11 protein-coding genes are annotated in these 10,578 nt (G+C 60.6%); 7 read left to right on the forward strand and 4 right to left on the reverse strand.

Going from position 1 to position 10,578, the window contains the following annotated elements:
- Nucleotides 1-14 precede the first annotated feature (14 nt).
- Genes DSM107133_RS19985 through DSM107133_RS19995 form a run of 3 tightly spaced genes read right to left on the reverse strand, consistent with a single transcriptional unit; the run spans nt 15 to nt 2,724 of the window.
- Nucleotides 15-797: an ABC transporter ATP-binding protein gene (locus tag DSM107133_RS19985; RefSeq protein ID WP_114294605.1), complete on the reverse strand. Its 783-nt coding sequence runs from the start codon at nt 795-797 to the stop codon at nt 15-17.
- A complete protein-coding gene (locus DSM107133_RS19990; protein WP_114294606.1) occupies nt 797-1,738 on the reverse strand; it encodes an iron ABC transporter permease in 942 nt (313 codons plus the stop codon). The genes DSM107133_RS19985 and DSM107133_RS19990 overlap by 1 nt, the downstream gene beginning before the upstream one ends.
- Nucleotides 1,735-2,724: an iron ABC transporter permease gene (locus DSM107133_RS19995; protein ID WP_114294607.1), complete on the reverse strand. Its 990-nt coding sequence runs from the start codon at nt 2,722-2,724 to the stop codon at nt 1,735-1,737. The genes DSM107133_RS19990 and DSM107133_RS19995 overlap by 4 nt, the downstream gene beginning before the upstream one ends.
- 174 nt (nt 2,725-2,898) lie before the next feature.
- Here DSM107133_RS19995 and DSM107133_RS20000 point away from each other — a divergent pair, with 174 nt between their 5' ends.
- Together DSM107133_RS20000 and DSM107133_RS20005 are read left to right on the forward strand one after the other, a co-directional pair.
- Complete coding sequence (locus tag DSM107133_RS20000) at nt 2,899-3,840, forward strand: ABC transporter substrate-binding protein (RefSeq protein WP_162792095.1); 942 nt, start codon at nt 2,899-2,901, stop codon at nt 3,838-3,840.
- Nucleotides 3,841-3,951: 111 nt separating this feature from the next.
- Entirely contained in the window at nt 3,952-6,135 is a 2,184-nt protein-coding gene (locus DSM107133_RS20005) for a TonB-dependent siderophore receptor (RefSeq protein WP_162792096.1), read from the forward strand.
- Between the two features lie 377 nt (nt 6,136-6,512).
- Here the strand turns inward: DSM107133_RS20005 and DSM107133_RS20010 are convergent, their stop codons facing one another.
- Nucleotides 6,513-6,902 (reverse strand): helix-turn-helix domain-containing protein, encoded by a 390-nt coding sequence (locus tag DSM107133_RS20010; protein WP_114294610.1) that lies wholly within the window; start codon nt 6,900-6,902, stop codon nt 6,513-6,515.
- A 153-nt stretch (nt 6,903-7,055) separates the two neighbouring features.
- Between DSM107133_RS20010 and DSM107133_RS20015 the strand changes: the two genes are divergently transcribed.
- The 5 genes from DSM107133_RS20015 to DSM107133_RS20035 all read left to right on the forward strand — a co-directional run bounded on the left by DSM107133_RS20015 (nt 7,056) and on the right by DSM107133_RS20035 (nt 10,211).
- Entirely contained in the window at nt 7,056-7,667 is a 612-nt protein-coding gene (locus tag DSM107133_RS20015) for an NAD(P)-dependent oxidoreductase (protein ID WP_114294611.1), read from the forward strand.
- Nucleotides 7,668-7,731: 64 nt separating this feature from the next.
- Nucleotides 7,732-8,376, forward strand: coding sequence for a DsbA family protein (locus DSM107133_RS20020; protein WP_114294612.1), 645 nt, complete (start codon nt 7,732-7,734; stop codon nt 8,374-8,376).
- Between the two features lie 100 nt (nt 8,377-8,476).
- Entirely contained in the window at nt 8,477-9,370 is an 894-nt protein-coding gene (locus tag DSM107133_RS20025; protein ID WP_114294613.1) for an MBL fold metallo-hydrolase, read from the forward strand.
- A 106-nt stretch (nt 9,371-9,476) separates the two neighbouring features.
- Nucleotides 9,477-9,644 (forward strand): hypothetical protein, encoded by a 168-nt coding sequence (locus DSM107133_RS20030; RefSeq protein ID WP_162792097.1) that lies wholly within the window; start codon nt 9,477-9,479, stop codon nt 9,642-9,644.
- A 204-nt stretch (nt 9,645-9,848) separates the two neighbouring features.
- On the forward strand, nt 9,849-10,211 hold the full coding sequence (locus tag DSM107133_RS20035) for a hypothetical protein (RefSeq protein WP_162792098.1): 363 nt from the start codon (nt 9,849-9,851) through the stop codon (nt 10,209-10,211).
- Nucleotides 10,212-10,578: the final 367 nt, after the last annotated feature.

The following is a 10,578-nucleotide window of genomic DNA, read 5'->3' on the forward strand; positions in this document are numbered from 1 at the left end:
TGCCAGACCACACCCTATTCGCGCGGAAAGACCACCGGTTTGCCAAAGACAGGATCGCGGGCCACATCGGCCTGCAAATCATACAGCGCCGCGACCGTCTGGGGCGTAATCGCCTGCTCTGCCGGGCCTGCGCAGATCAACCGCCCGTCGCGCAGCCCCAGCACATGATCGCAGAACCGCCCCGCAAGGGTCAGCTCGTGCAATACCATGACAATGCTGCGCTGCCGTTCATCCGCAAGCTGGCGCAGCAGCCGCAACAGCAACAGTTGATGCTGCAAGTCCAGAAAGGCGGTGGGTTCGTCCAGCAATATCACCGGCGTGTCCTGTGCCAGCGCCAAAGCCAGCCAGACCCGCTGCCGCTGCCCGCCCGACAGCGCGCTCAGGCGGGTTGTGCGCAGGTCGGACAGACCCGTCGCGGCCAGCGCGCTGTCGATGGCCTTATGGTCCGCTCCTGACAGGGGCCGAAATGCCTTGCGCCAGGGCGTGCGCCCCTTGGCGACCAGCCCGCCAACGCTCATATCCGGCACCAGCGGCGGGTTTTGTGGCAGATAGGCCATGCGTTGCGCACGTTCGGCCGCAGCAAGGCCTGCCAGAGGTGCGCCCTGAAACACAATCCGCCCTGCATCGGGCTGTTGCACCCCGGCAAGGCAACGCAGCAAGGTGGACTTCCCGCAGCCGTTCGGCCCGACAATACCGGTCAGCCCACCGCGGGGCAAAACCCCCGAAAAGCCGTCATAAATCTGGTGGCCTCCCAGACGCAGCGACAGGTTTTCAATGTTAAAAAGAGGATCAGTCATCAGCGGGTCTCCTGCCGGTCACGCCACAGAAAGAAAATCAGATAGGGCGCACCGATCACCCCCATGACCAAGCCCGTGGGAAACACCGCTACGGGCGCGATCAGACGTGCCATCAGATCAGCCGCCACCAGCAAACAGGCACCGGTCAGCGCGGCGGGCCATATGGCCGGCGCTTCCGCCCCGCTGACCACGCGCGCCAGTGGTGCGGCGACAAAGGCCACGAACCCGATGGGCCCCACCGCCAAAGTGCTGGCCGCCGTCAGCGCGGTGACAAGGCCCAGCACCAGAACCCGCATCCGTGACAGATCAACCCCAAGCGACGCCATCACGTCATCACCCAGCCACAGCAATCCCAGCCGGTGCGCGCGCAGGGCAACCAGCGCCCCGCCTGCCAGCAACACCAGCCAGACCCAGCCCGCCGTTGCCAGATCGGCACGCGCCAGCGACCCCGAAAGCCAGATCATCGCGCGGGCGGCCTTGGCATCCGGTGCCAGCACCAGAAGAACCGTTGTGGCCGCCGCCGCCGTGGCCCCGATCCCGATGCCAAAAAGCACAAAGGCCAGCGCCCCGCGCCCCTGTGCCAACAGCGCCACGCACAGCATCGCAATCCCCGCCCCACAGGCCGCCCCTGCCAGCAAAGGCAGGTCCAGCAACAGCGCGATGGCAAAGCCCAGCCCCGCCCCCTGCGTCAGCCCGATGATATCCGGCGTGGCCAGCGGGTTGCGCGTCAGCCCCTGCATCAGCGCGCCCGCCATTCCCAGCGCCATACCGGCCCCGACAGCAATCAGCACACGCGGCAGGCGCAGCCCGTAGATCAGAAAATCCTGGGGGTTCAACAGCCCCTGCACCAGCGCCACGGGGCCAAGCCAATTGCGCCCACCGGCCAGTGCCAGCCAGACCAGTACCGACAGCGTCACAGGCAGAACCGCCGACCGTCTCATGCCCGCGCCCGCCCGCTGCGCGGCAGAAGCCGTGTCAGCACCACAACCAGCCCGACGCCCCCGAACATGGCCACGATCAACCCGGCATCAATCTCGCCCGGGCGCACGATCACCCGCCCTGCCAGATCGCTGGCCATCAACGCCGCCGCCCCCAGCGGAACACAATAGCCATAGGCCCGCCGCAACTCTGGCCCCGCCAGACCGCGCGCGACAAAGGGCACCAGCAGCCCCAGAAAGGCAATCGGCCCGACAATCGCCACCGATGCCCCCGACAACACAGTGACCAGCGCAAGCGTCAGCGAGACGGTCACACGCGGATCGCGGCCCAGACTGTGACTTTGATCCGCGCCCAGTGTCAGCAGCGACAGGCGGTGGCACAAAAAGACCCCTGCGATCAAACTCAGGGCGATGACCAGCAGCGGGGTATCTTCCCCCCGTGACACAGGCGGCATCGCACCCGAAATCCAGTGCAGATAGCGCGCCTGCGACTGCGCATCGGTCAGGATCAGCATCATTGCCAGCGACAGGCACAGGGCCTCGATGGCAAGCCCCGCCAGGGGCAGGCGCAGCGCAATGCCTTCGCCGCCCAGCCCGGCGTCACCGCCCGCCAGCAGCCACAGCGCCAGCCCCGCCAGACCGGCCCCGGCTATGGCCGAGACCATCACCAGCCCCGCACCGGCCGACGGCACGAATTGCGCCGTTGCCACGGCCATCAGCGCCGCCCCGGCATTGATGCCCGTTATGCCCGGATCGGCCAGCGGATTGCCTGTCAGGCTTTGCAGCATCAGCCCCGACACCGCCAGCGCCGCACCCACCGCCATGGCACAGAGGGCGCGAAATCCGCGCCCCGACAGCAATCCTGCATCGCCGTGCCACAGCGCCTCGGCCGACATCTGCGCCGTGCCGAACCGCAGGGCGCAAAGCAGCACCAACGCAAAAAGGCTCCATAAGAGCAGATTAATATACAGGGGGCGCAGCGGGGCCATGGCAATCCATCAACATCAGGGATGTGTTGGCGGGCACTGGGCTGGCTGCGCCCCAGATAGCGCCGAAGCCCCTGCCCCCGCAACCCCCGCCGATGGCTTGACAGCGCGGGCGCGCCTATGGAATCTCCGCGCACCCAGCAGACGCCAGGTTTTCCCCCACCCAAGGAGAGTTTGATGCGCGCTGCCCTGTTGTTTTGCCTTTTGCTGATCTCGGTGCCTGCCCTTGCCCAGCCGGTCGAGATTTCCCACCGTTTCGGCACCACCCGCATTGATGCACCACCCCGGCGGATCGTTTCGGTTGGCTATCACGAGCAGGATTTTCTCTATGCACTGGGCCTTGCACCCGTGGGGGTACACGAATGGTTTGGCGCCCGCCCCTTTGCCACCTGGGTCTGGGCAGATGCCGCGCGCAAGGCTGCGGGCGCAGAACCACAGGTGCAGCGCGGGTTCGAGATTGATCTGGAATGGGTCTGGCAATTGCAACCCGACCTGATCGTGGCCAGCTTTGCGCCGATGGACGGGGCCACATATGAACAACTGTCGCGTATCGCCCCCGTGGTTGGCCCCCCTACGGGCTACCCCGACTGGGGTGCGCCCTGGCAAGAAGAACTGCGCCTGATCGCCCGCGCCACGGGCCGACAGGACCGCGCCGAAGCGGTCATTGCCGATGTTGACGCCGTGCTGGCCGACACCCGCGCCCAATACCCGGCCTTTGACGGGGCCAGCGCCGCAGTGGTCCATGTCGCGGGCACCAAGCTGGTTGGATACGGCCCTGCCGACGGGGCCAACCGCTTTATGGCAGCACTCGGGTTTGACATCCCCAAGGACTTTGAAACGCTGGCCAGTGCGGCTGGCAATTTCTCGGTCAGCCTGGAGCGGATCGACCTGTTTGATCGTGATCTTGCCCTGTGGCTGGGCGACACAGCGGGGCGCGAACTGATCGAGGCACTGCCCGCCTATCAGGCCAGCGCCCTTGCGCAAGAAGCTCGCTCGGTCTGGGCAGACGAAGACGAAACCGGCGCAATGAGCTTTCAAACACCGCTATCGATCCCTTGGGCGGCACAGCGGCTTGCCCCGAAATTTCAAAGCGCCTTGCAGGGTGCAAAAGCGGATTGACACCCGCCCGCAGAACCGTAAGTTGCGCCCACCCAGGTCCGACCCAGGCGAGTGCTGATCTCTTCATCAGCATACCCCGCATGACACATGCGCCGCTTGACAGGACCAGAGATGACAGTTTTCCCCGCCCCCCGTTTCCCCCGCAAATCCCTGACCGGCATTCTGGCAGGCTGCACCGCATTGTCCTGCGCGGCCCTGATGGTCCAGACCGCACAGGCCCAAACCGCACCGGCCCAGACCCCACAGGCGCAGGACAGTGCGCCGATGGAACTGCCCTCGATCCTGCTGCGCTATGAGCTGGACTATTCAGGCCGCGTTGAGGGCTATCTGGCGCCAGCCACCGAAACCGGGGTGAAATCCGGCGTGCCGCTCAGCGAAGTTCCGCAGTCGATTTCCGTTGTCACCTCGACCGAGCTTGAAACCCGCGCCCCCGACGAGGTGGAAGACGCGATTGCCTATGTGCCGGGTATCAACGCATCGACCTGGGGCACCGATGACCGGTTTGACCAGTTTTCGATCCGTGGTTTCGATATGGGGTCAAGCGCGCTGTACCGCGATGGCCTGCCGCAAAAAGTGCTGAGCTTTTCCGCCTTTTCCACCGATCCGTTCATGATCGACCGCGTCGATGTGCTGCGCGGCCCTGCCGGGGTTCTGTACGGATCGAACGACGCGGGCGGCATGGTGAACCTTGTGACCAAACGGCCGGTCTTTGACCGGCTGGCCGAAGGACGCCTGAGCTATGGCAACAACAACACCGCCGAGGTTGGTTTCGACTGGTCCGACACCATCAGCGCCGACGGCACCATGGCGGCGCGGGTGACCGGCCTGCTGCGCGATGGCGAAACCGAGGTAGACAGTTCCGACAACGACCGGGCGTTTCTGGCGGGTGGCTTTACCTGGGCCCCAACGGAAAACACCACGCTGACCCTGCTGGGCCATGTTCAGCGCGATGCCAAAACGCCGCTGATCTTCTCGCCAGTGGCAGGCGAAGATTTTGACGCCTCTTACGGGCCGCTGCCCGACGACTACGCCTATCGCCAATCGGATTACAACCACTTCAAAACCACACAGGAATCGCTGGGATGGGCGCTGACCCATCGTTTCGGTGACGGTCTGACCTACAACCAGCGTGTCCGGTTCGCCCACCAGACAACCGATTACGCGCATCTCGACTACAGCTATGCAGATGCAGCGGGCTTGAACTATTACGCCTTCCGCAATGACGAAGACGCACGCACCGTTGGCTTTGACAACAACATCGAATGGGAAACCCAGTTGTTTGGCGCCGAGAACAGTATGATCGCGGGGCTGGATTACCAATACAGCCGCGTCGATGTCACACAGTATTACGATGGCACCATTTACACACTGCCCTACAGCAACCCCAATTTTGACTTCACGGCGGCCGATCCGGCGCTGTCCTCGCACGACCGCACGACCTATCAGGAAACCGGCGTCTATGTGCAGGACCACCTGAAGTTTTCCAACGGCACTGCGGTCACGGCAGGGCTGCGCTATAGCTGGTTCGAGAATGACGCCACCGACTTGCTGGCGGGCACGACCAGCAGCCAAAGCGACAGTGCCGCGACCGGCATGATCGGTGTGACCCATGAATTCGCCAACGGGCTGACACCCTATATCGGCTATTCCGAAGGGTTCATTCAGAACGTCGGCACCACCATAACCGGCCAAACGCTAAACCCGTCCAAAAGCCGCCAATGGGAGGCAGGTCTGCGCTATCAGCCGACCAATGCCCTGATGTTCAGCGGCGCGATCTATGACCTGCGCAAGACGAATGTAAAAGATTACGATCTCTCCGATCCGACATTCTCAAGCTTTACACAGGTGGGAGAAGTCCGTTCGCGCGGCTTTGAATTCGAGGCGCGCGGCCGGTTGGCAGCCAACCTTCAGGGCATTCTAAGCTATGGCTATCTCGACTCTGAAATCACCAGATCTTCGGATGCTTCAAAGCTGGGACACGCAAATGCGATGGCCCCGATGCACCAGCTTTCGCTGTGGCTGGACTATGACGCATCGGCCATTGTGCAGGGGCTGACCATCGGCGCAGGTATCCGTTACACATCTGAATCCTACTCGACACAGGACAACCTGCGCATAACCCCCAGCCACACCACCGCCGATATGGCCATGACCTATGAGGCGCGCAACTTTGATGTGAATCTGAACGTCAGCAACCTGTTCGACCGCGATTACTACGGGGTCTGCTACGACGGCTACGGCTGCGCAAAAGGCGAAGGCCGCGTCATCAAGGTGTCGCTCAGCCGCCAGTTCTAGGTGATCGGCAATTAGTCTCAGCTTCGGCTGAGCCTAGGCTCTGGACCCATTAATCTTACATGCTCAGTTTGACAGATTTTTTCGCTGGTTAGGAGCATTTGCGCAGGAATAGTGGTTCTATTTCAAGCAGATGTGACGCATCCAGCGGGAAAATCCGTCAAACCCGTCACGCCGAAGGCGTGCCAATATCATATAGCGCTCCTTTGGAGCGACGGGCGGCGATTTCACTTCATTTCAACGGCTTGGGCCGCTTGCAAATAGAGCCACTATTGGCTGCGCGCCCCAAGCCATTGAAATTTCGTGAAATAGCCGCTGAGCACGTAAGATTAATGGGTCCAGAGCCTAACACCCGCATCTCTGCGCCGGATCACACCGTTTCAGGCTTCAGCCCGAACGGTGTAATCTGTGCGCGCCTCGCAGATCGTTCGGTGATGTTCCTGCGCCCAGGCGATCAGCCCCTTCATCGGGATCAGGAACGAGCGGCCAAGATCCGTCAGCGCGTATTCAACACGCGGCGGCACCTCGGCATAGACGGTGCGCCGGATAAACCCGTCTTCCTCAAGACCTTTCAGCGTCTTTGAAAGCATCTGCTTTGAAATGTCGTCAATCGCGCGGTGGATCGCGCTAAAGCGCATGGTGTCCTGCGCCAGAACTTGCAGGATAAGCAGGCTCCATTGGTCCCCGATCCGGTCAAGAACATCCCGGATTGGACAGGGTTCTTCAAAGACAAATGGCAGCGTGCTCCGGCTGTCTGGCTTCAATTTCATTACTCCTTGTCAGTGGCTTGGGTGGTCAGGTTGACCTGACCTGATCACGTTCCGATGACGTCTTGCGTCGATTTCTTGGCACAATATATGTGAAATATCAGCAAGGTCTAGAACATAGACTATATCACACAACCGCACCCAAGGATGGACACAATGGCGAAAATTGTTCTTATCGGCGCATCAGGCAATGCCGGGTCGCGCATTCTCAAAGAACTCTCGGATCGCGGCCATCAGGTGACAGCCATCGCGCGCGCACCCGAAAAAATCGCGGAACTGCCGGGCGTGACCGCCGTTGCAGGCGACGCCCAGGACGAAGCGGCGCTTGCCCCTCTGCTGGCCGGGCATGACGCCGTTGTCAGCTCGGTGCGCTTCACAGGCACGGATTATTCAATCATCATCAACGCCCTGCGCAAGGCAGGTGTCGCGCGCTATCTTGTGGTCGGCGGTGCCGCCAGCCTGGAGGTTGCCCCCGGAAAACGTCTGCTGGACCAGCCCGAGTTCCCCGATGCCTACAAGGAAGAGGCCACCAATGGTGCCGCCACGCTGGACTATCTGCGCAGCCTTGATGACATTGATTGGACCTTCCTGTCGCCCTCGGCAATGTTCATCGCGGGCGCGCGCACCGGCAACTTTCGGCTGGGCAAGGATGCATTGCTGAGCACCGAAGACGGGTCGAGCATTTCCTTTGAAGATTACGCCATCGCCATGGTGGACGAAATCGAAGCCCCCAAACATATCCGCCAGCGGTTCACCGTCGGTTACTAACCGCGATCCGGCGTTGGCACCCGGCCAACGCCCCTCTCCCCAACCTCATTTGCAAGAGCCCCCTATGTCCGGCACGATCCAACTTACCTATCTTTTTGATCCCCTTTGCGGCTGGTGCTATGGTGCCGAACCCGCGATCAAGACCCTGATGCAACAAGACGACATCACGGTTACCGCCCTGCCCTCTGGCCTGTTTGCCGGTGCGGGGGCCTTTGCGATGAATGCCGGCTTTGCCCAACATGCATGGGAAGCTGACCAGCGCATCGCCCAGCTGACAGGGCAGGAATTCAGCACGGCCTATCGCAAGAACCTGCTTGAAAACGGCAAGGGCAACGTTGATTCCGGCCCCGCAACGCTGGCGCTCAGCGCCGTGCACCTGACGGCCCCCGCGCGTGAGATTGAAACCCTGAACGCCATCCAGCACGCCCGCTATGTCGCAGGGCGCGACAATGGCGATGCCTCGGTGATCGCCGCCGTTCTGGGTGAACTGGGGCTGGATGCCGCCGCCGCGCGTTTTGCCGACCCCGATGAAGAGCTGCGCGCGTTCAACGACAGCCGCACCCGGACGGCACAGGCCGAAATGCGCCGCCTCGGCGCACAGGGCGTGCCCACGCTTGTTCTGGGCCACGGCGCACAGGCGCGCGTCGTTTCCTCCAATGCGCTGTACGGGCAGAGCGATACGCTTTTGACCGCTTTGCGCGCCGCCTGAATATCATGCCCGACAAGACGCTTCTTATCCTCAAGGGCGACGGGCTCAGACTCGACTGAGCTTCCCCCGCGACCCTGCAACCAAAACAAGGAAACACACTATGCTCACCCGTAGAACCGTATTGAAAACAACGCTCGCCGCAGGTGCTGCGGCAACCATGCTGCCCCTGCCCGTTCTGGCCCAAACCAACCTGACCTGGGAATTCTTCCCCGCCGGTGAAAACGGCTTTTTGCGCGCGCCCGTTCTGGTCAAAGGCACCAGCGAAGCCGTGCTGATCGACGGGGGTTTCACATTGTCAGACGGTCAGGCCGTCGCCGATGCCATCAAGGCAACCGGGCTGGCGCTGACCACGATCTATGTCAGCGTCAACGATCCCGACTATTATTTCAGCCTTGCCCCGATCAAGGCCGCCTTCCCCGACGCCCGCGTCATTGCGGCCCCCGACACTGTCGCCGCGATCAAGGCGAATGTGGCCGGCAAGATCGAGGCACGGGGCCCGCAACTGGGTGACAACGGCCCGCAATCGGTCGAAGATGTGGTCATGCCCGAAGCCTCGGACGTCTCGACGCTGACCGTCGATGGCGAAGAAATTGACATCGTCACCATCAATGACATGCACGACCGCCGCTATCACTGGGTGCCCTCGCTTGAAGCGGTCTTTGGTGGCGTGCTTGTCTTTGGCGGGCTGCACCTGTGGATCGCAGATGTGCCCGAACCCGAAGACCGCGCCGCATGGGTCGCCGCGCTTGATGCCATCATCGCACGCAACCCAAAGATCGTCGTGCCCGGCCATATGACGGATGACTGGCCCACCGACCTGTCCGGCGTGACATTCTCGCGCGATTACCTGATCGCCTACGAGGAAGAATTCGCCAAGGCGAAAGACAGCGGCGAACTGATCGCGGCGATGAAAAAGCGCTATCCCGATGCCGGTCTGGACGTGGCGCTTGAGATAGGCGCCAAGGTGGCCAAAGGCGAAATGACCTGGGGCTGACACCTGAACACAGGCAGGTGCCGTTCATGGCGGCTCCTGCGACTTTCCAGGCGCGTTTGAACGGGACTGTTCTGTCCCGACACAACTATTCTGCTATCTGAACCCTATGCGCCGCACCGACCAGGCTGCTGGTTTTGCGATTGACAGCAAAATAGCCGCGACCAATCCACCCAAACTCCAATGTCACATTGCCCAGCGGCTGGTCTTAAAGCTTCCCTTTGCCCTGACAGAGTTATCAATTTTACCTCTGCTTCATCATCCGGCAGGGCGTTGAACAGAAACGGTGCAAGGGGCGTGGTAAAGGGATTGGAATAAATACATTCTCACAGGTTGCCCAGCACTACATGCCAAGCATGGCCAGGGTCTGGACCCATTCATCTTAGGCTCAACCGCAAGGTTAGAAAGACCTGCTGACTATTCTAGAGTCAGGACCCTGAGCCGACGAGGGGCCAATTGTGCTCAAAGCCGGAATCAGTAGTTGAACCTGACATATATCGCTAACAGCCTTGGGGAAAATCATTCAAAAAAACACCGTGAGTATAGACAAAAAGAGGTCATTCTAAATCGACACTTCGGATTCACCAAAAGAAGCTTGTTATTATCAATGCTTTTCTACTCTGCTTTAAATTGTAATTTTGCTACTTTAACGAGAACATTGCAATCTAGAAATCAACTTTTTTTAATCGACCTACCTTCACAACCTGCCACAGGTGGAGTGGCCGAAGAAGAAAATAAGTCATTGTTTCCAAAAAAGATATTATCAATTCGCCAGTCATTTCTGGGCACTTCAGATAGGCGGTCAAGATATAATTTACTGAAAAGACTAAAAAAAAAATCTTGACCTTGAGGCAGTCTCCGAGCAGATATTACGCAGGTTGGGGGGGCCCCACCGAAATTTACAGAAGTATGGCGCGCGCAGGTATTCATCTGCACGACCAATCGTTGGCACACGTGTCAGGCGATGATTTTGCAATGTCTCCCGTATGCAAGTTAGCTTGCATGTCATTTTGCATCTACCCGCGCGGAGACCAGTTTCCGCCGGATCATTTTTTGTCGCGTGTTTCAAGAAAGAGGCATTTGTGTATTTAAGTTTCGCGCGTGTGGCGCTTCTACAAATCCCGAAAATCCTAATTCACGCTGTCTTCTCAGGGCGGGACTCTGCAATTCGGAAATCTTGTCCGAATACAGGGAACCTGCATTGCGGCAAC

Origin of the sequence: Pseudosulfitobacter sp. DSM 107133 (assembly GCF_022788695.1) — a bacterium.
Lineage (GTDB): Bacteria > Pseudomonadota > Alphaproteobacteria > Rhodobacterales > Rhodobacteraceae > Pseudosulfitobacter.

Bases quoted from the DNA above. Each gene is read 5' to 3' on its own strand.
- DSM107133_RS20005 (WP_162792096.1), top strand. From the start codon at position 3,952: ATGACAGTTTTCCCCGCCCCCCGTTTCCCCCGCAAATCCCTGACCGGC.
- DSM107133_RS20030 (WP_162792097.1), top strand. From the start codon at position 9,477: ATGCGCCGCACCGACCAGGCTGCTGGTTTTGCGATTGACAGCAAAATA.
- DSM107133_RS19985 (WP_114294605.1), bottom strand. From the start codon at position 797: ATGACTGATCCTCTTTTTAACATTGAAAACCTGTCGCTGCGTCTGGGA.
- DSM107133_RS20010 (WP_114294610.1), bottom strand. From the start codon at position 6,902: ATGAAATTGAAGCCAGACAGCCGGAGCACGCTGCCATTTGTCTTTGAA.
- DSM107133_RS19990 (WP_114294606.1), bottom strand. From the start codon at position 1,738: ATGAGACGGTCGGCGGTTCTGCCTGTGACGCTGTCGGTACTGGTCTGG.
- DSM107133_RS20000 (WP_162792095.1), top strand. From the start codon at position 2,899: ATGCGCGCTGCCCTGTTGTTTTGCCTTTTGCTGATCTCGGTGCCTGCC.
- DSM107133_RS20020 (WP_114294612.1), top strand. From the start codon at position 7,732: ATGTCCGGCACGATCCAACTTACCTATCTTTTTGATCCCCTTTGCGGC.
- DSM107133_RS20015 (WP_114294611.1), top strand. From the start codon at position 7,056: ATGGCGAAAATTGTTCTTATCGGCGCATCAGGCAATGCCGGGTCGCGC.
- DSM107133_RS19995 (WP_114294607.1), bottom strand. From the start codon at position 2,724: ATGGCCCCGCTGCGCCCCCTGTATATTAATCTGCTCTTATGGAGCCTT.
- DSM107133_RS20025 (WP_114294613.1), top strand. From the start codon at position 8,477: ATGCTCACCCGTAGAACCGTATTGAAAACAACGCTCGCCGCAGGTGCT.